Source organism: Paenibacillus sp. FSL L8-0340 (assembly GCF_038593145.1).
In the GTDB taxonomy this organism is placed as follows: Bacteria; Bacillota; Bacilli; order Paenibacillales; family Paenibacillaceae; genus Paenibacillus_AQ.
Window position 1 is genome coordinate 2,600,459 of the sequence record NZ_CP151967.1, and the last position, 20,560, is coordinate 2,621,018.

17 protein-coding genes are annotated in these 20,560 nt (G+C 51.7%); 15 read left to right on the forward strand and 2 right to left on the reverse strand.

The window, feature by feature from the left end; all coding sequences use genetic code 11:
• Nucleotides 1–52 precede the first annotated feature (52 nt).
• From NST07_RS11455 to NST07_RS11510, 12 genes are all read left to right on the forward strand, one after another.
• Nucleotides 53–676, forward strand: coding sequence for a deoxynucleoside kinase (locus tag NST07_RS11455; RefSeq protein ID WP_341091730.1), 624 nt, complete (start codon nucleotides 53–55; stop codon nucleotides 674–676).
• On the forward strand, nucleotides 673–1,326 hold the full coding sequence (locus NST07_RS11460) for a deoxynucleoside kinase (protein WP_038589434.1): 654 nt from the start codon (nucleotides 673–675) through the stop codon (nucleotides 1,324–1,326). Before NST07_RS11455 ends, NST07_RS11460 begins: the two co-directional genes overlap by 4 nt.
• A gap of 223 nt (nucleotides 1,327–1,549) precedes the next feature.
• Nucleotides 1,550–2,728, forward strand: coding sequence for a MalY/PatB family protein (locus NST07_RS11465; RefSeq protein WP_342481599.1), 1,179 nt, complete (start codon nucleotides 1,550–1,552; stop codon nucleotides 2,726–2,728).
• Nucleotides 2,729–2,930: 202 nt separating this feature from the next.
• A complete protein-coding gene (locus NST07_RS11470) occupies nucleotides 2,931–3,881 on the forward strand; it encodes a nucleoside hydrolase (protein WP_341091734.1) in 951 nt (316 codons plus the stop codon).
• Nucleotides 3,882–3,991: 110 nt separating this feature from the next.
• Nucleotides 3,992–5,236, forward strand: coding sequence for a stalk domain-containing protein (locus NST07_RS11475; RefSeq protein WP_342481600.1), 1,245 nt, complete (start codon nucleotides 3,992–3,994; stop codon nucleotides 5,234–5,236).
• Between the two features lie 235 nt (nucleotides 5,237–5,471).
• Nucleotides 5,472–6,425, forward strand: a complete 954-nt coding sequence (locus tag NST07_RS11480; protein WP_342481601.1) for a radical SAM protein — start codon at nucleotides 5,472–5,474, stop codon at nucleotides 6,423–6,425.
• 192 nt (nucleotides 6,426–6,617) lie between these two features.
• The gene (locus NST07_RS11485; protein ID WP_342481602.1) at nucleotides 6,618–6,761 is read left to right on the forward strand and encodes a hypothetical protein; all 144 of its coding nucleotides are present in this window, start codon (nucleotides 6,618–6,620) and stop codon (nucleotides 6,759–6,761) included.
• Nucleotides 6,762–6,913: 152 nt separating this feature from the next.
• On the forward strand, nucleotides 6,914–7,915 hold the full coding sequence (locus NST07_RS11490) for a bile acid:sodium symporter family protein (protein ID WP_342481603.1): 1,002 nt from the start codon (nucleotides 6,914–6,916) through the stop codon (nucleotides 7,913–7,915).
• A gap of 237 nt (nucleotides 7,916–8,152) precedes the next feature.
• Complete coding sequence (locus NST07_RS11495) at nucleotides 8,153–10,186, forward strand: methyl-accepting chemotaxis protein (RefSeq protein WP_342481604.1); 2,034 nt, start codon at nucleotides 8,153–8,155, stop codon at nucleotides 10,184–10,186.
• 140 nt (nucleotides 10,187–10,326) lie between these two features.
• On the forward strand, nucleotides 10,327–11,679 hold the full coding sequence (locus NST07_RS11500) for an AraC family transcriptional regulator (RefSeq protein WP_342481605.1): 1,353 nt from the start codon (nucleotides 10,327–10,329) through the stop codon (nucleotides 11,677–11,679).
• Between the two features lie 280 nt (nucleotides 11,680–11,959).
• Nucleotides 11,960–12,226: a CD3324 family protein gene (locus tag NST07_RS11505; RefSeq protein ID WP_342481606.1), complete on the forward strand. Its 267-nt coding sequence runs from the start codon at nucleotides 11,960–11,962 to the stop codon at nucleotides 12,224–12,226.
• A gap of 138 nt (nucleotides 12,227–12,364) precedes the next feature.
• Complete coding sequence (locus NST07_RS11510) at nucleotides 12,365–13,366, forward strand: phosphotransferase (protein WP_342481607.1); 1,002 nt, start codon at nucleotides 12,365–12,367, stop codon at nucleotides 13,364–13,366.
• A gap of 48 nt (nucleotides 13,367–13,414) precedes the next feature.
• Here the strand turns inward: NST07_RS11510 and NST07_RS11515 are convergent, their stop codons facing one another.
• A complete protein-coding gene (locus tag NST07_RS11515) occupies nucleotides 13,415–14,689 on the reverse strand; it encodes a histidine--tRNA ligase (RefSeq protein ID WP_342481608.1) in 1,275 nt (424 codons plus the stop codon).
• Nucleotides 14,690–15,010: 321 nt separating this feature from the next.
• Between NST07_RS11515 and NST07_RS11520 the strand changes: the two genes are divergently transcribed.
• Nucleotides 15,011–15,673, forward strand: coding sequence for an HD domain-containing protein (locus NST07_RS11520; protein ID WP_342481609.1), 663 nt, complete (start codon nucleotides 15,011–15,013; stop codon nucleotides 15,671–15,673).
• Nucleotides 15,674–15,754: 81 nt separating this feature from the next.
• Nucleotides 15,755–17,200: a DEAD/DEAH box helicase gene (locus tag NST07_RS11525; RefSeq protein ID WP_341091747.1), complete on the forward strand. Its 1,446-nt coding sequence runs from the start codon at nucleotides 15,755–15,757 to the stop codon at nucleotides 17,198–17,200.
• Between the two features lie 77 nt (nucleotides 17,201–17,277).
• Here the strand turns inward: NST07_RS11525 and NST07_RS11530 are convergent, their stop codons facing one another.
• Nucleotides 17,278–19,542 carry an FAD-dependent oxidoreductase gene (locus NST07_RS11530; protein ID WP_342481610.1) on the reverse strand — a complete coding sequence of 755 codons (2,265 nt, stop codon included), beginning with the start codon at nucleotides 19,540–19,542 and terminating at the stop codon, nucleotides 17,278–17,280.
• Between the two features lie 129 nt (nucleotides 19,543–19,671).
• On the opposite strand from NST07_RS11530, the gene NST07_RS11535 reads away from it, so the two are divergent.
• Nucleotides 19,672–20,427, forward strand: a complete 756-nt coding sequence (locus tag NST07_RS11535; protein ID WP_341091749.1) for an AraC family transcriptional regulator — start codon at nucleotides 19,672–19,674, stop codon at nucleotides 20,425–20,427.
• The last annotated feature ends 133 nt before the right edge of the window (nucleotides 20,428–20,560 follow it).

Sequence of the window (20,560 nt, forward strand, 5' to 3'; positions counted from 1 at the left end):
CACAGCATGCTTTACCCGGCATTGTCCGTACCTGAGGAGGAAATCAGCGTTAATGAAACATGCACCCTTTATAGCAGTGGAAGGCCCGATCGGAGCCGGTAAAACAACACTTGCCACGATGCTGGCCGGTGAATTGCAGCTTCCGGTCATCAAAGAAATTGTGGAGGAGAATCCGTTCCTGGACAAGTTCTATCAAAACATGGACGACTGGAGCTTCCAGCTTGAAATGTTCTTTCTCTGCAACCGGTATAAGCAGCTTGAAGATACCGTGAACGAGTACATCGCTAAGAACAAGCCGGTTATTTCGGATTATCATATTTATAAGAACCTGATTTTTGGCGAGCGGACGCTGAAAGGCACCAAACGTGACAAATACCGCGAAATCTATCATGTGCTGACTGATGATCTGCCGAAACCGGATATCATTCTTTATATCAGAGCGGATCTTGATACGCTGCTTACCAGAATCGCCAAGCGCGGCCGCCCGTTCGAAGAGGAGATTGCTCCTGCATATCTGCAGCAATTAATAGAGGATTACGACGATGCGATGGCTTCTCTGGCCGTCAGCGAACCGTCAACCGTTATTGTGACTATCGACGGAACTAAGGTAGATTTTGTGGGAAACCAAGAAGACTTTGCCGCAATCGCCGACCACCTAAAGGAGCTTATGAAATGAACCCATACAACATCCCTGATAACGCAATTATTACAGTAGCCGGTACGGTAGGTGTCGGAAAGTCCACACTGACCGGAGCTTTGGCGAAACGTCTCAATTTTCAGACTTCGCTGGAACAGGTAGACCACAATCCGTATCTGGAGAAGTTCTACCATGATTTTGAACGATGGAGCTTTCATCTGCAAATCTACTTCCTGGCCGAACGCTTCAAGGAGCAGAAGAAAATGTTCGAGCTGGGCGGCGGGTTTGTGCAGGACCGCTCCATTTATGAGGACACCGGAATTTTCGCTAAAATGCATGCCGATCAGGGCACGATGTCCAAAACGGACTACGAAACATACACCAGCCTGTACGAGGCTATGGTGATGACGCCCTATTTCCCGCATCCTGACGTGCTGATCTATATTGAAGGCAGCCTGCCGTCGATCCTGACCCGCATCAATGAACGTGGCCGCGAGATGGAAATTCAGACCGATGTCTCCTACTGGGAGCATATGCACGGGCGTTATTCGCAGTGGATTGGCGAGTTCAGCGCCTGCCCGGTGCTGCGCCTGAATATTGACGATTATGATGTGAATGATGCGGCTTCGATGGCGGAGATTCTGAAGCAGGTAGGGAAGTCAATCCAGCGGGTTCCGGTGGAGAAGTGAAGTTGAAGGTCAATCGGAGGAATCCGGTTGGCCTTTTTTGAAGTATAGAATTTATATGCTTCACGCTATAAATTATCCTTCTATTTCTCACTGAACGGATACCGTCCTTTTGAAGACGGCGAGCCGTTTCCACTTGATGGATAGGAGTTAATGCGAGAGGTGCCTGAAGATGTCCCCTGTGATACAATAATCTGAAAAGCCGTAATGGATGGAGGAACCTCACTTGAAGTATAACTTTGACAAAGTAGTTAACCGCCGCAATACCCGCTCCTACAAATGGGATCAGTCCGAGAAGCTGTTCGGAGACAAGGAGATTCTTCCGCTCTGGGTAGCGGATATGGACTTTGAGAGCCCGCCTGCCGTGAAAGAAGCGATTCTTCGGCGCGTTCAGGAGGGAATATACGGCTATAGCGTGACGAGTGATTCCTATAAAGAGGCGATTGCCGGCTGGTACCGCAGACGCCATGACTGGGAGATTCAAAAGGACTGGATTACGGATTCCCCCGGAATCGTTACCTCGCTCAGCCTGTCGGTAGAGCTGTTCAGCAAGCCGGGAGATCAGGTGATTCTGCAGTCGCCCGTCTACTATCCTTTTTATGATGTGATCCGGATGAATGACCGCAAGGTGGCCATTAATCCGCTGAAACTCGAAGACGGCCATTATGTTATGGATTATGTCCAACTGGAAGAGCTGATGGCCGGTGGCGCCAAGCTGCTGCTGCTGTGCAGCCCGCATAATCCGGGAGGCCGGGTGTGGGAGCGGGAAGAACTGCTGCGTCTTGGAGAACTGTGCCTGCAGTATGGGGTAACGGTGATCTCGGATGAAATCCATTGTGATATGGCTATGCCGGGCCACAAGCATATTCCGTTCGCTTCCTTGTCGGAGGAGCTGTCGAATATTACACTGACCACGCTGGCCGCTACCAAGACGTTTAATTTGCCGGGCCTGCAGACCTCTTACATCGTAACCTCCAATCCGGAATTGCAGCGGAAATTTGAGTACAAGCTTAAGACGCTCAGCCTGCACATGTCGGCTTTTTTCACACCAGAGGCTGTGGAAGCGGCATACAATGAAGGTGGAGAATGGCTGGATGAACTTATACAGCATATCAGCGGCAATGCGGAATATGCCATCGGCTACCTCGCGGAGCACATGCCACAGGTGAAACCAATGACGCCAGAGGCTACTTACCTGCTGTGGATCGATTGCCGCGCACTTGGACTGGACACTGAGGGTCTGAAGAATCTGATGTACCGCGAAGCCAAAGTGGCATTTAATGAAGGATCAGTCTTTGGCACGGAGGGACAAGGGCATCTGCGGATTAATCTGGCTTGCCCGCGTTCTATTCTGGCCGAAGCACTGGAGCGTTTCAGTCAGGCTGCAGCACCTTATGTAAAATAAGGGTTTACGCGTTAGCGATAAGCCCGCCGTATCTCTTTTGAACACTGCCATGTTCAGAGGATACGGCGGGCTTTTTTGCGCCTGCTGATACGCTTTCATTTTAATGTATCCCATTGACCAGTCCTGGCATTGAGCCCTTGGGATACCCGTGTTAAGATGAAATCTATGATATGGATACATAATGGGAGTGGGAAAAATAGAGATGAGTACAACCCGCATAATTATTGATTGTGATACCGGCATTGACGACGCATTGGCCATATTATATGCCCTGCGGACTCCAGATGTGGTTGTGGAAGGAATCACTACTGTATTCGGGAATATTGATGTCGCTCAGGCGGCAGATAATACACTCAGGCTGCTGGCTTTGGCCAATCCCGGTTATGAGATTCCCGTAGCCCTTGGCGCGTCCCAAGCCCTCGTCCGCGAGCTGGGCGGCTTCTCGACCCATGTGCACGGTGGGAACGGGATTGGCGGTGTTCAGCTGCCTCCATCGTCTCAGCGGCCGGTGCTGGAAACGGCAGCCGAATTTATTGTCCGCCTGGCGGATGAGAATCCCGGCGAGATTGTACTCGTAACGCTGGGACGGTTGACCAACCTGTCGCTGGCGCTTGACCTGGACCCGGCTCTAACCGGGAAACTTAAGAAAGTAGTCGCCATGGGCGGTACCGTCTTTAAGCCCGGCAATGTTACGGCGGTTGCGGAAGCGAACCTGTGGGGAGATCCGGAAGCGGCCGACCGTGTATTCACCTCCGGGCTTCCCGTGCTGATGGTCGGGCTGGATGTTACGCTGAAGACGCTCATCACCACAGAGCATCTGGAGCTTCTGAGGCAGTTCGGCAAGGAAGAGAACAAAGCCCTGATTGACTTCATGGACGAATCCCTGAAGTATTATTTTAATTTCTACCGTGAAGCGAATTATCTGATAGGTGCGGCACCGCTGCATGATCCGCTGGCCCTGATGGCTGCGCTGCAGCCGGACCTGCTGACCTGCCGCCAGATGAAGGTCCGCGTGGAGACCCGGGGTGAGCATACCGCCGGAATGGTCGTTGCCGATTTGCGGGCACAGCCCAAAGCCGGTGAATTCATAGAGGTTGCCGTTGATGTGGATGCGGAACGGGCTGTCGGCGTCTTTTTGAGCGCGTTTATGTGATAGTTACAATCTATTAATTTGCTAAAAATAACTATTTTGGTAAAATGGTAGACGGAACTGAACTAGGTTTGAGAGACTCGTCATCCTATCATAGAATGGAGAATTTATACATGAAACGCTTAACTAAGCTGCTATTATGTGCAGCAATCTCTGTAAGCGGCTTTGCCGCTTTGCCTGCCCAGCCGACTCAGGCTGCCCCGGCGGGTGTCAGCATTATGCTGGACGGATATCCGCTGCCTTTTCCGGTTGAACCTGCGGTGATGAGCGGAACAACGATGGTTCCGTTCCGGGCGATCGCGGAAGCTTTGGGAATTCCGGTGGTATGGGACCAGGCCGCACGTAAAATCACAGCAGCCACAAGCGGTGCCGCCGGGAACACTAAGGTTATCCTTACACTCGGCAGCAAAGATGCAGCGGTGAACGGCGCAACCGTGAAGCTGGCTGTAGCTCCGCAAAATATCCGGGGCACCACGATGATCCCGCTCAGCTTCTTTGGCCAGCAATTTGGCGCAGCGGTATCTTGGAATCAGGCGAGCAAAACTGTATCGATCACTTCGCCGAAGAAGGATATGTATACGCTCGGATTTTATGCGCAGGGAGCCTATAGCGAGGTTTCGCGTATTCCTGATTTTAGCGCGGTCGCCTTTGGGTGGAGCCGGATCGACCGCAGCGGACAATTTACTACGGCCAGTACGGATTTCTGGTGGCCGAAGGCTGACGGCGATGTGACACCGGAGTCCATCGTCCAGAATGCCGCTGCTGGAGGCACCACGCCTTACCTGATGGTTTATTCCGGGGACAAAGAGCTGGAGCTGACCAAGAATATGGAAGATCTTGAGCTTCAGCAGAAGACGATTACCAGCATTGTTGATTTGGCTTCACAGAAAGGCTTTAAGGGAATCGGGCTTGATCTGGAAGGGCTGGGGATGACCGGCGACAAGAAGCTGGTACAGAGCCAATATAATGTTTTTGTCAAAAAATTATCCGTAATGGCGCGGGCGGCAGGTCTTAAGCTGACCGTTATTCTTCCCCCGCTGAACGGCTCCTACAAAGGGTATGATTATAAGACGCTGGCATCGCTGGCCGATGATTTGGTGATTATGGCTTATGCGTATGAGGATGAGTCAGGTCCGGAGCCGATGAACAAAGTGGATGAAGGCATTCGTCTGGCCCTGCAGCAGGTGGATAAAAGTAAGCTGGTGCTCGGAATCTCCGTATACAGTGAGAATGCAACCTCCGTCAACGCCAAGATTGGACTGGCCAAACGGTATGGCCTCAAAGGCATCGCCATCTGGCGGCTTGGACTGATCGGACAGCCTGTTTGGAATGAGATGAGCAAATCGGTAGAGTTGTAGAATGGTAGAGTTGCCGGAAATCATAGATTGAATCCGAAGATTGAAGATAATGTGAGTCGGTTTGGAAGAAGAGGCTGCCCGCCGGGCAGCCTCTTCTTGCTATTTCCAGGGAAGGCAGCAGTGTAGATTGCGTTCTTTATACAACAAATATCACATTAACTTGAGCTGCAAACCTTTATAATCTCTAAGGTTGACCCTTGAGCAGGAAATCTTATTTTCAGGAGGCTTATCAAACATGAGCATGAAATATAAATCACTGGAGCTGGACAAACCGCTGACGTATGAACTGGAAGGTTTGGAGGTTGGCGTGACCTCGAACTGCAATTTCCGCTGTGATTACTGCTGTGCATATAATAGAAACGACGGGCAGAGCATCAATGGCAAGGAGGTTATCCGTATCCTGGAGGAGCTTCCCGGGCTGAAGCGGGTCCGCCTCTCCGGCGGTGAAGTCACCTTGAAGTTTCAGGACTGCGTTGAAATTGTATCCTACTGCGCTTCCCGGGGCATCCAGACCCAATTGAACTCCAACGGTAGTCTGCTGAATGCGGAGCGCATCGAACAACTGGTGTCTGCCGGGCTGACTACGATCCATATCTCGTTCAATTTTACGACAGCGGATGCTTTCTCCCGTTATTACAACATTCATCCAAGCGTCTATGACAAAATCAGAGAGAACATCACGATGTTCGCCAAGACAAGTGTGGATGTCGTGCTGGAAACGCTGCTGTTCAATGAAACACAGGACAATATGAAAGAAATCAGCGATCATGTCTACTCTATGGGCGTTAGAACGCACGAGATTCAGAACAGCATCATCATGGGCCATACCGGCTGGAAAGCCATTGCTGCCCGCGAACAGCTGAAGAATGCCGTGAATGAGCTGATTGACCGCAAAAAAGAAGATACAACGCTCTACTTCACCTGTATGGACCGCTTTATGGAAGCGCTTGGTTTCCAAGAGCAGCCTGGGGTATATTTCCCGCATTGCATAGAAGGCAAGAAACAGCTGCACCTGCATGGCAACGGCGATATTCTGATCTCCGAGCTTTGCCACCCGGTAATCATCGGCAACATTTATCAGGGAACCTCGCTGAACGAGCTGTACAGCAACATGCCTGAGCCGCTCTCGCAGTTTCTGGAGAAGCAGCCTTGCCCGGCGCTGGACGCGTTGTTTCCGCAAGGCCTATAGAGAGCTGCGACGAACCGGATTCAGCTTGGAGGAGCCGGTTCAGCAGCTCAGCAGCAGACAGGACCGCGGCATTCCAGCTGCGGTCTGTTTTTGTTGCCGATGTGATAGGCCGGCGTGAGATATTTCTTGTGAATTTCATCCCACAATGACTTACAAAGATTATGTCGCTAAGGGGGCTCGCCTTTTAACGGCTTGTCCTTAATTATCAGCAATGCCTGGGGCCTCAGAGACGGGGAGTGGAAAGGGTTTGCAGCCCCCGAGAAACTGTTGCTATGGGGCAACGTAATCCTGATTCTGTCCTGGATTGTCGTGGGGATTGCGAACAGCATGGCGTAGTTTTCTGCAAATTGCCATGATTAACAGGCAGAGATATCATGAGAATCTGTTAAGATTTCAATAGAGTCTGTAATGTGAAATCTATGGAGAAGGCTTGTATGCCGCTGCATACATGAAGGTAGAAGAAGATGCTCAATGGAATAAGGAATGGATTGCTGCGTTCCAATACGTTGCTGGAAAAAATAATGCCGCTGCTGACACCGGCTGCTATCGCGTTTGGCGTTCTGAACGAGAGTAGGCTTCTGCCCTTTACCTGGCTGGTGCCGTGGATATTTGCCTTCATGACACTGATTGGCAGTCTCAAGTCTAATTTTCGCGATTTGCTGGCCGTACTGCTCAAACCGCAGAAGCTGATTATTCTGATGGTCATTCTGCATGTGGTTATGCCGCTGATCGGCTGGATTGCGGCGAAGGTTTTTTTTCCTGGCGATCCCTATACGGTTACGGGTTATGTACTGTTGTTCGCCATACCGACTGGAGTCGTCAGCGTGGTATGGGTATCCATGCATGGCGGCAATGTGGCACTTACGCTAGCGCTGATTCTCATTGACACCTTGCTGTCACCGCTGATCGTACCGGGTACACTGCATTTGCTAATGGGGGCAAGCGTGGAAATCCAGCTCGGGGAAATGATGAAGGGGCTGCTGTGGATGGTCGTATTGCCTTCTCTGGCGGGAATGCTGCTGAATCAATGGTCGAAGGGAACGGCCGGGAAAGTGTATGGTCCGCCGCTGGCTCCATTTGTCAAAGTAGGACTTTTTATCGTTGTATCAATTAACGGCGCCAGTATTGCCCGGTATTTAAAGCATCCGGACGGCAAACTCGCGCTGATCCTATTCGTCACCTTTGGAACAGTTGTGCTAGGATATGTGATCGGAGCCTTAGTGTCACGCCGCTTTCACTGGGATTATGAAAATTCGGTGGCCGTGCAGTTTAACTCCGGAATGCGCAACCTGAGCGCGGGGGCTGTGCTGGCGGTGAAGTATTTCCCTCCTGCTGTTGCGCTCCCGGTCATTTCCGGGATGCTCTTCCAGCAGATTCTGGCCGCATGCTCAGGATTTGTAATCCGCAGAAGGGTGAGACGCATGCAATCCGAAGATACTGTAGCACAGTCAACCTTAATGTCTCCAACGGAAACGAAGATCTCCTCATAGAAGTAATATAACGATAAGCAGGCGGAATATCTTTCCGGCCTGCTTTTTTTGAACTGTATAAAAATGATATAGAATGTAATTTTCTGTTTTCTTCGACGAAATACGCTATTATTTTCTGAAATTCTACATCTCATCTTCACTGTTTTCATAGGAATACCGATAATAAATGTAACAAATTACATAGAAATAGGAAGATAACCAGGACTATAAGACCAGTATGAAAGGACGTAGAAAATTATGAAAATTCGTATGAAGCTGTCAGTTATGATGATTGCCGTTACCCTGCTTTCTACTGTAATCATGGGGGCTTTCACCTATAGCAAATCCACTAACACCATTCTGGGCCTTACCGAATCTGCAATGAAGCAAGTCAACACCAATAAAGCGGAAACCATAGCGGCCATGATTGATAAAGAGAAACGCAATATGGCTCTGGTGGCCGGACAGACCGAAATTATTGAACTGCTGCAACAAAACAAAACCGGCGGAATAGCAGATGGAGATAAGCTGCAGGCCGAAGTGAACACCAGGCTGCAAGGCATCGTGAAGGATGCCGGCAATCTTGAACATATATTTGTATCCGATATGAAGGGGATTGCGGTAGCAGATAGCGACACGGCGCTGGTGGGTACGGATTTCAGCGAAAGAAGTTATGCAAAGCGCGTGATTGAGACCGGTGCCCCGGTCATCAGTGAAACTTTGAAATCGAAAGCTACAGGGGCTTATGTTGTAGCGTTTGTGCAACCGGTGACCAACGGCGGCCAAATGATCGGCTTTGTCGCCTCGGCTGTCAATGCGAATAGTATTATCAAATACTTGTCCGGTGCCAATGTGGCAAATGCCCCTTCCTCGTACGTCTATCTGGTAGATGAGACCGGAAATATACTGTATCATCCCGATGAGACGAAGATTGGCTTGCCTGTCGAGAATGAGCAGATCAAGGCTGTTGTGGAACGTGTGAAAGCCGGAGAGAAGGTTGAAGACGGCAAAGTGCAGTATAGCATCGGTGATGCGGAGAAAAAAGCTGCTTATACCGTCATTCCCGAAACGAACTGGACAATGGTGCTGACTGGTGATGTCGGGGAGGTCATGCAGCCTGTAGACAATATGACGCATTATATTATCCTGCTTGGTCTGGGGAGTCTGCTGCTGACTCTGATCATTGGATTGTTTGTTGCCGGCAGAATTTCTTCCCCGATTATCAAGCTGACAGAGATGATTAACCAGACCGCTAAGCTGGAACTCAAATACGATGCGCAGTATGAGTATCTGTTGAAGAACAAAGATGAAACTGGAATCATTGCCAAAGCCATGTTCCATACCCGCGCTGTACTCCGGGAAATGGCTGAAAGCCTGATCACCATCTCCACGAAGGTGCTGGACAATGCGGAAACGCTGGAGAAGCTGTCCATTGATGTCAGAGAGAATGCGCATGACAATTCAGCCACGACGGAGCAGCTGTCGGCAGGTATGGAAGAGACGGCAGCTTCAACAGAGGAGATGACAGCAGCGATTCATGAGATCGAGAACAATGTCCGAATGATCTCCGGAAAGGTCAAGGAAGGGTCGGAAGTGACCAGCCAAATTATCGAGCGGGCACTGGTGCTGCAGCATGACGCCGTGCAGTCTACGGACAATGCCAAGCGGATTTACGAATCGGTGCGTATCGAAATGGAGAAGGCGATTGAGCAGTCGGGCGCGATCAATGAAATCAATCTCCTGGCAGATACCATTCTGTCGATTACCAGCCAGACCAATCTGCTCGCCTTAAATGCGGCGATTGAAGCTGCCCGCGCGGGCGAAGCAGGGCGGGGATTTGCGGTAGTTGCGGGTGAAATCCGCAAGCTGGCAGAGAAATCCTCCGAAACGGCAGCGGGAATTCAGGATGTCGTCAAGAATGTATACTCTTCCGTAGAGCAGATGAAAGAAAATTCTGAAGCCATGCTTACGTTTATTGACCATAATGTGCTGGGTGATTATGAGCGCCTGACAGAGGTCAGCGAACAGTACAACAGTGACGCCTCCATCATCAACACGCTCATGAACCAGTTCGAGGAGTCCGCAGATCACTTGGATCAGACGGTATCAAGTATCGCGATTGCGGTGAATGAGGTGGCAGCTACTGTCAACGAAGGTGCAATCGGCGTGCAGGATATTGCCGAGAAGACGGCGGATATTGTAGAGAAGACATTCGATGAGGCGAAGATGGCCGACGAAAATACGCAAAGCGCCAAAGAGCTTCAGGGACTGGTGGAGAAATTTAAAATATAAAGCTATAACTTAGACCCCGCCCACACTGGCGGGGTTCTTTTTTTTGTTCATCATCATTACATCTATTGATAGGTACATCCAATTTTTGACCATACTATGGTTAGGATACAGCAGAGAACCGCTGATATGGGGGGGATGTAATGATTAAGATAACACTCGGGGACGAAGAGAAGGAATACAGCCATAATCAAGCAGAGTTGAATGGGGATGGCGCAAGATTAGCATTTCCCCTGTTAACCGCTAACGATAGAGAAACACGCAGGCTGGATCAGCTACGGCTTATGCAGGAGAGCTTTCTGCTGCAGATGGTCCGGGAAGCGTGGCTCAGTCCGGAGAAGGTGAAACAACGGCTGCGGCAGCTTCAGCTCCATCCGCTGGCCGATGAGGGAGTGAAGCTGCAATTTGCAGCCGTAGAGCTGCAGATTCCGGCAGGAGAAATAGGAGAGCCACGGAAGCGCCGGAATCAGCTTTACAAGGATTTCCAGCAGATCTGCCACAGGACGGCGGCAGGGTGGAAGGGCGTGTATCCGTTCTGCGATGTCGGAAGCATTAGCCCGGTAATGTATTTCCTGATTGTCATGAAAGACAATGCGTCACATAAGAATGACAGAGCTGAGCACTTCGCCAGAGAGCTTGAGCAGAATATCGAGAGCAAATTGAGGCTGGGGCTTGCCGCAGGAATCGGTGCTGAGCACAAAGGACTGAAGCGGTTAAAGAACGGTTATGCCTCGTGTTTACTGGCTTTAAGCGGGAGCCGCAGCGCTATTCCCGGCAGCGGCACAATAGGGCTGGTTCTCCAGAGCCGTGCCGGTGACCGGTTGACTGCATTTAACCAGGCAACGGTGCAGAGGCTGACGTTGAGTCTAGAACAGCCAGCTAGTGCTGCTTTCCGTCTGGAGCTGGATTCCTTGTTCACTCTGGAGGATGGTGCGGCCTCTCAACTTGAGGTTTGCCGCTTTTTGGCGCAGCGTACGCTGCTGATTCTAGGTGGAGCTGCAGGGAAATTTGAATACGGAGGCACTACGCTCCAAAAATATTTATGGAACAGCCAAATGACGCTTGCCGCCTGCACATCGAGTGAACATGCAAAGGAATTGCTGCTGGAACTAGGGCAGCTGGTCATGGCGGAAGTGAGAAGGACGCAGGCATCCGGTGGAAGAGAGCTGGCCGAGGCTATCAGGAAATACGTGAAAGAACATTTTGCCTGCGACTTGAAAGCTCCATCTCTCGCAGCGTTATTTCATGTATCTGAAACCGAGCTCAGCCGGATATTCAAAATGCATGTTGGCATTCCTTTGAACGACTATGTCACTAAATTGAGAATGGCCCAGGCTGAGCAGCAGTTGCGGGAAAATGCACTGAAATGCTCTGAGATCGCAATGCTGGCAGGTTATTCCGTGACAGACGAATTTATAGGCGCCTTCAAGAAGTACAGCGGCAGAAATCCCAAGGACTACCGGGAGTGGTACTTGAAGAGACAGATGAAGGTATAATAAGGCCTTCTTCAAAAAGGGGTGAAGGCCTGCGTCTTCATCTTCAAGTCATGATATGGTAAATTAAATGTAAGCATTGCCGGATTTGAGCGGAAGGGAGACAGGATCATGACAAGTTTCGGCACACAGCTCTATGCAAAGTCTATAGATTAACAACCGCGGTTGTTTGTATAGAGCTGTAAGCAGATTACCGCATAAGTTATCTTGTAGAAGATAATGGTTTCTCCTATAGACTTTGCTCCCTTAAAACGTTTACTAATTTTAAGGAGCGGGCTATAAAATGAAATATGTTAACGCAGATGTGATTCTGCCGGAAGTATTGCTGAAGGAAATTCAGAAATATATTCACGGTGGAATGCTCTATATTCCGAAGCCTGAAGGCGTGCGGAAGAAATGGGGCGAGAATTCGGGCAGCCGAAGGTATCTGATAGCGAGAAACAATGAAATCAGGGAGCAGCATGCCGGCGGGGCTACCGCCCGTGAACTTTCCGAGCAATTTTGTCTGTCCTACGACAGCATCAAAAAAATTATCTACTGCAAAAAATAGATTCACAAAATGCCGTATGGGATGAACAGTCCGATGCGGTTTTTTTGTGCAATAATCTCTTTAGAAGAGTTGTCTATCTATTAGCAAAGCGGCGCTGCCATTATAATAAACGGACATATTCGTTAAGGAGGAAGCAGAATGTTCGAAGCTTTTCGCTGTGATACGGATGAGGATAGACAGCTTCTGTTGGAGCAGGCAAGGAGCATGGTGATGTGGGCACTGCCGCAGTATGGGCTGGATTGGACCGCAATTTCATATATTGGTCTGTCCGATAACATCACTTATAAGATTGAGACGGCAAGCACCGGAAGCTATTTGCTGCGGCTGCACGGGCGATGGATGAGCTATGCAGAGATTCAGTCGGAGCTGATGCTGCTTCAGGCGTTGAACCGGGTGGAGAGACTGACTATGCCGGAAGGGGTGGCCAATACAGAAGGCGCTTATATCCTCAAGGCAGATTCCGCGGAGGATGCCTCTTCCTTATGGGTTACACTTACCCGCTGGGTCGAAGGGGAGCCTGCTGACGGGCAAATGACGGACCAAAGATTATTCGATATGGGAGCTATGATGGGAGACTTACACATCGCCGCTGCCGGATTCGTTCCTCCGGCTGGGTTTATCCGCCCTGTATGGGGTGAGCAGAGCTTTACGCGTGAGATGGATAAGCTGGGACGTTATTACAGCGGGTTTGTATCTGAAACGGGGTGGAAGACTTATCAGTTAGCTGCTGCAAAAATCCTCTCCGAACTGGAGGACATGGAGGCAAACGAAGATCAATATGGACTGATTCATGGAGATCTGCATAGCGGAAACGTTGTGTTTGCCGGGGAGCAGCCCTATCCGATAGATTTTGGGAGATGCGGTTACGGGTACTATCTCTACGATCTGGCTGCCGCATTATTGGAGCTTTCCCCTGGGCAGCGCAAGCGGTTTATTGAAGGTTATGCAAGCCGGAAGAAGCTGGAAAGCGGATATGTGCGTAGACTGGAATGTTTTTTTGTTATGATTATGATCGGAAATTACAGCCATCATGCCTCGAACCCGGCGGAAGTCCCCGGACTGCGGGAGCAGCAGCCATATTCCCAGGCGTATCTCAGGGAATATTTAAAGAGTGCTCCCTTTTTGTTCGAGGTGACTTAAGCCCGAGGAAGTGAAATGATTAGAGGGAATTTTGCGGGTCCAGGAGAATTAGCTGGAAATGAGCGAAATTGCTTCCTCCACGGTAAGCAGTTCCTCCTTGTGTGCAGACATGTCCTTGAGACGGAGCTTGCCGAGTGCGGCTTCGCTTTCGCCGAGCAGCAGACAATAGCGGATGCCTTTTGCTGAGGCTGCGGCCATCGTTTTCTTCAGCTTCCGGGTACCGGAATCTACGGTTACGCGGATGCCTGCGGCCCGCAGCCTTGCAGCGGCGAGCAAGACCTGAGGCATATTCCCGCCAATGGGAACGATCCATACTCCAGGCGGCTCCTGCTGCACCGGACGCTCTCCAAGCAGGGCCATGATCGACTCCATGCCAAATGAAATGCCAACCGTAGGATATTCGATATCCTCCCGTCCGACCAGCTTTCCAATGATGGAATCATATCTTCCTCCGCCCCCAAGGCTGGACGTATAAACACCGGAGGCGTCGAAGATTTCATAGACGGTCCCGGTATAGAAGGATAGGCCGCGTGACAGGAATGGATCGAAGACACAGAAGCCGTCCAGGCCAATTTCTTCAATCAGCTGTTTCAGAGCGAGAACTTCCAGCGCTCCGGGGCGGCCGGCGAGTCCATATTTGCGCGTCAGCTCCTCAAAACCCGGGTTGCCGGATTCCAGCAAAGCGGTAATCGCCAGTAAGGCCTCCGGAGTTAGTCCTTTATCGTACAACTCCGCCAGCACGCCGCCGATGCCGATTTTGGCGAGCTTGTCGAGGGTCAGCATCACGGAGAGGTGCTCCTGCGCCGGGACCCCTGCCGATTCCAGAATCTCGCCGAGGAACCGGCGGTTGTTCCATTTGACCACCACCGCAATATCCAGTCTGCGGAATACCTCGGCGGCCAGCTGCATCAGCTCTGCTTCAGCCTGCGGACCGGCAATCCCGACCACATCGGCATCACATTGCAGGAATTCGCGCAGCCGGCCTTTTTTGACCGGACCGTCGCGGAACACCTTGCCGATCTCATACCGCTTGAAGGGGAACTCCATCCCCGGATTGAGGGCAATCACCTTGGCAAAGGGAATCGTCAGGTCGTAGCGCAGTCCCAGTCTGCGGCCGCCCTGGTCGGTAAGCCGGTACATTTCGCGGAGGATTTCGTCTCCACCGGCATATTTGGAGGTCAGTAATTCAAGCTCATTCAGCAGTGTTGTATCCATGGATTCAAAGTCATAGCTTTCAAACAGCCCGCGCAGCACAGCCTGTACCTTTTGTCTGACCGCTTGCTCCCGGCCGAAATAATCGTAGGTTCCTTTAATGTTTTGCATGTTAAGCAGCTCCTTTAACCTCGAAATATAATTCAGCATAAAAAAACGCGCCGGACCTCATGGTCCTGCGCGCTTATGAATGCCGCAGGGAGGTCAAACGCGAAATGCGTTAGCCCTCCCTGATAGATGTTCAGGAGTGCTAACGCTGCTTGTGATGATGAAGCTGATTCTGTATGATGGTAATGCTGTTTGTGCTGTTCACTGGAATCAACTCCCTTTCAGACTGGATTACAGCACATTATAGCGGATAGTGAAAATCCATGCAAGTGTGATACTGCAGATGGTTTAGAATAATCAATTGAACGAAAAGGGGGATTTACTGTGAATCATACACAACTTATTGCCGAGTCTGAAAGGTTTGCGAAGGAGCAGCTGGCCGGAGATTCCACCGGTCATGACTGGTTTCACACAGAACGTGTGCGGAATACGGCAGCGCTGATTGCGGAGATGGAGCAGGGGGATGTTTTTATTTGTACGGTCGCTGCGACATTACATGATGTTGCTGACGAGAAGCTGAACCCTTCCAAGGAAGCGGGACTGGATAAAGTACATAACTGGCTAAAGCAACACCTGGCGGATGAAGCCCAAATCAAACATATCATGCTTATCATTGAGACGATGTCTTTCAGCGGCGGTGGAGGAGAACCGATGTCGACCTTAGAAGGGCGGATTGTGCAGGATGCAGACCGGCTGGATGCGCTTGGCGCCATAGGCATTGCCAGAACGATGGTATTCTCGGGTGCGAAGGGACGTCCGGTGTATGATCCGGAGATCGCGCCGCGCGATGAATCGCTGCAGAAGGAATACCGCGATTATTCCAAGGGAACAGCGGTCAATCATTTTTATGAGAAGCTGCTGAAACTGAAAGACCTGATGAATACCCCCTATGGCCGCGAGCTGGCTGAAGAACGGCATGATTTTATGCTGGGCTTTCTGGAGCAATTTTATAAGGAATGGAATCAAGGCAGCCATAAACTGGTATAATGAAACTATGCACAAGATGGAAGGAACGCGGGAACCCCCGCTTGAACCGGAACAATCGGCATAGAAGAGGTTGAAGTGAACATGAGTGAACTGCAGTTTAAAGAGTATGGTTTGAATGAAGAGATTATCCGGGCACTGGATGTGCTGAAGTATCTGGAGCCGACTGAAGTACAGCGTAAAGTGATTCCTGTAGCCTTGCAGGGGCAGGATTTGATCGTGAAATCGCAGACCGGCAGCGGCAAAACAGCGTCGTTCGGTATCCCGCTCTGCGAGCTGGTGGATTGGGCGGAGAACAAGCCGCAGGCTTTGGTGCTAACCCCAACCCGCGAGCTGGCTGCTCAAGTGAAGGAAGATATCACTAATATCGGGCGCTTCAAACGGATTAAGGCTGTCGCCTTGTTCGGCAAACAGCCGTTTGCCCCGCAGAAAATTGAACTCACGCAAAAGACACATGTTGTCGTAGGTACGCCGGGCCGTGTGTTCGACCATATTGAACGCGGTACGCTGCCGCTGCAGCGGATCAAATATCTCGTTATCGACGAGGCCGACGAAATGCTCAGCATGGGCTTCATTGAGCAGATCGAGAAGATCATCCTGCAGCTGCCCCGGGAACGGGTGACGATGCTGTTCTCCGCCACACTGCCGGAGGCGGTGAAGAATTTATGCCGTAAATATATGCAGAATCCGGCGGATATTGAGATTGAAGCCAGCGGCATCACGACAGCGTCGATTGAGCATGCGCTGATTGAAGTGAGACAAGCTGCCAAATTCCAGCTGCTGTGTGATCTGCTCACCGTGGAGAATCCGGACAGCTGCATTATTTTTTGCCGTACCCAGGATCAGGTGAACGCCTTGTTCCGCGGGATGGCCGATCTGGAGTATCCGGTGGACAAGATTCACGGCGGGATGATGCAGGACGAGCGGTTTGAGGTCATGAATGCTTTTAAGCGGGGCCAGTTCCGTTATCTGATTGCCACCGATGTGGCCGCCAGAGGGATTGATATTGAGAACATCACCCATGTGATCAATTACGATATTCCACTGGAAAAAGAAAGCTACGTCCACCGCACCGGCCGGACCGCACGCGCGGGTAAAAGCGGCAAAGCGATCACGCTCGTTACACCGAATGAGCACAAATGGGTAGCGGACATTGAGGGCTATATCGGTTTCAGGCTGCCGGTAATGAAAGCTCCTTCGGACGATGCTGTGGCCTACGCCAAACCGGCCTTCGATCTGAAGCTGGGCAAGCAGCAGGTCCGCAAAGCGGGCAAAACCGAGGTCATGAACGAGAATATCATGAAGCTGTATTTTAACGGCGGCAAGAAAAAGAAGCTCAGAGCCGTCGATTTCGTCGGCACCATAGCGAAGCTTGAAGGCATCTCCGCAGACGACATCGGGATCATCACGATCCAGGATAACGTCAGCTACGTAGACATCCTGAACGGCAAAGGCGCATTGGTGCTGCAAGCGATGAAAGACACTACGGTAAAAGGCAAGCTGCTGAAGGTGCATATCGCGAAGAAATAACGCAAAGACAGATTGCAAAAAGCAGTATCGGACGAAAGTCTGATACTGCTTTTTGTCTTTGCGGAATGCCGGACCGCTTACTGGTGAACGGCCCCGTATACCCGGATCTCGATAAGCTCCGCATAGCGGCTGCCGTTTGTCGAATCAATCAGTACTCTGAGTTGGTCAGCCTGCACCGGATTCGGCAGACGGTGGACAACCTTGCGCTTGCGGTTATCGCTTCCGGCTGCAACCTCAGTCCACTTCCCGCCGGTAACGCACGCCTCTACCCGGTAGTCACGAACCAGCTCGGGAATGATGGCAAAAGCCGTGCGGTGATGATGCAGGTTCACCAGATCTTCGTTGACATCATCGTTGAAGGTCAGGTGGATTTCGGCGATGGACTGCACGGAATCCCACTGCAGCTGCAGCCATTCCGGCTGTCCGCCTGCCATCGGCTGCGACATCCATTGCTGCGGCCCGCCGAACGGGCGGTGATAGCCGTTTACGGCTTTGTCCGCTGCGAAGGCGTCGGTCGGCGACCCGATCCGGCAGCAGAACGGCTGGCGGGCTTTGCCCCGCATCTTCCACAACACCACGGGCTGATCCGTGGCGTGGTCCTCCAGATCCTTAGATACCTGAGGCTCTTCATCCTTGAAGAAGACGAGTACGCCGCTATGCGGCTGCTGCGAATGATACAGACTGACCGCATCGTTTGCCTTGATGATGATAAAAGCATTTTGCGGCTCCTGCGGCTGCCACTGCAGATCGAAGGTAAGCCATTGCTGCTCACCGGCTACGGCGTGGGCAGTTGCCCTTGCCTGCAGGGTATGCGGCACGTAATTTTCCCTGCGCCCGGTGTCCCACAGCTCGGCAGTAACCGAAGTGGCCTGCTTGGCATCCACCAGCAGCTGAAAGCCGCTGATTCCCGGATCCGCAGGAATCAGCACAGCGGCATCCTGCTGCAGCGGATAAGCTTCGCCCGGTTGGGCCAGCTCAATCACGCCCAGCGTGCTTGAGGCAGTGGTCCGCGCTTTGCGGGCGACATCATCTTCATCGCTGCTGCGCAGCCCGATGATCGAGGCATCGCCGCGCAGCAGCGTCTGCCGCAGCTCTTCCAGATGCCGCTCCTGCAGCTGACGCGGGGTGATTCCCTTGCGGCTGCTGAGCGCGGCTCCGGTTCCGGCCGCTTCACCGATCACGGCGCAGGTGGCCATCACTCGTGTCGTGCCGAAGGCGACATGGGAGGCGCTGATATCGCGCCCGGCCATCAGCATATTCCGCACATTGGCGGAATAGAGGGAGCGGAAGGGGATATGATATACCCCGTCGGCATGCATATGCTTGGAGCCGCTGGCGTCGGCATACATCCCCTGCGGCGGATGCAAGTCGATCGACCAGCCGCCAAAGGCTACGCCGTCCGCGAATTCGCGCTGGCCGATAATGTCATTCTGGTTCAGCACATAGTCTCCGGTAAACCGCCGGTATTCACGTTTGCCGGGTAGTGAGCCGACCCATTCCAGCGTCATATTCTCAGCGCCGAACTTGCCGGAATTTTTGATATAATCCCAGATGCCGTAAATGACCGACCACAGCTCGTCGCGGATCATTTCATTGTCATGAACAGCGTCATGCTCGCCGCCCCATTCAATCCACCAGTAGTGGCAGCCGGAATCACCGCTCTTAATGACACGGCGGATCGGAATCGTCGTCTGCGAGATGTCCTTGGCAAAGGAAGGCGGCACAAAATTCACCGGTACGCCGGTATCTTTGGTATAGAAGAGGATAGTGCTGCCCAGCGTAATGTCATCGGCGATCTCCGGCGCCCACTCTTCGCCGTATTCGCTCCGGGCTTCCCGCCCCAGGGCAAATTTGGCTCCGGCCAGAAATCCGATCAGTCCATCACCCGTGCAATCGAGATACATGCTGCTCTTAAAAGTGATTCTCCGCTCCGAACCCATCATCCAACCGGTGACCGCAGTAATCGTCCGCTCCTGCTCGTCACCTTCAGCCAGAACCTCATGGACATCCGTATTCAGGTAGAGTGTGATATTGGGCTCAGCCTTGACAGCCTCCAGTACGACCAGATCCCATAGATAAGGGTTACCTTCCGGATTGCGATACTGGTTCTCCACGAACAATTCACCCATAATTCCCGTTTCCCGGGCGTAGCGGTTCGTGCCGTGTGCTGTTGCTCCGCAGACCCAGACCCGCACCTCGCTGCTGGAATTACCTCCGAGCACAGGACGGTTCTGGATTAGAGCCACCTTTTGCCCAAGTCTCGCCGCAGCAATTGCCGCACATACCCCAGCCAGCCCGCCGCCGATCACCGTAATGTCATTTTGCACTAGCTCCTGCTTCATGAATGAGCACCTCTTAGGATTATATTCTTAATGCATATCTATAATTTCATAATGAAGCTGCTGCTTTACTTTTGAAATGCACGATTATATCATTAAGCATATACTTTATTTCGAGAAAGGGATGGAGCCATGAAACTTCTGGACCATATCTACTGGAAGCAGAAGACGAGTTTTGCCCTGCCAAGCGACTGCTATGATTCCTGGGTCGCCTTTGCGGTAGAGGAGGGGCTGTTCCGCTTCGAAATTGGAGAACATGGCGGTGAAGCAGGGTTTGCAGATTTGGTCGTCTGCCCTCCCGGAACCCCCTTCATTCGTGAGACAATCACACCGCTCACCTTCCATTACATCCAGTTCACCCCGGAGAATGATGCTAGCCTGCCGCAGCCGGGGCTCCTGCAGCTTAGCGATACGAAGCGTTTAAGCTCGACCTATGCCTATTTGCGCCAGCTCAGTGAAGACAATAGTCCAGCAGCAAGGGATTGGAAGCAGCATCTTATTAAAGACCTGTGGCTGCCGGTTCATATGGAGAGCCGGGCGGAAGCCGGAGGGCGTAAATTCTCAGAAGACGCAATGATGGATGAAGCAGCATCCCTCATTGCCGATAGAGCCGCTGAACCGCTCAGCCTGCTGGAGCTCGCCCGGGAGCTGGGACTCAGTCCCGTGCAGTTTACTCGGCGCTTCCGCGCAGCTTTTCAGGAGACGCCTTCCTCCTATTTGAAATCGCTACGGTTGGCCAAAGCACGCCTTCTGCTGAAGGACAGTGAACTGAACCTGGCCCGGATTGCCGAAAGATGCGGCTATGAGAACGGATTCTATTTAAGCCGGGTGTTCACGAACAGCACCGGGATGAGTCCGGCGGAATACCGTAAACGGCATAGGCTGTAGAAGCATAGAACAAATCTGTGCATCATAACCCCGGTCTATAGGAGCAATGGGACAAAACAATGCAATTTCCTCCAGCTTCAGCCGGGTGACCCCTGCAGATGTTATAATAAGCCCACAAATGAAGGGAGAGAGC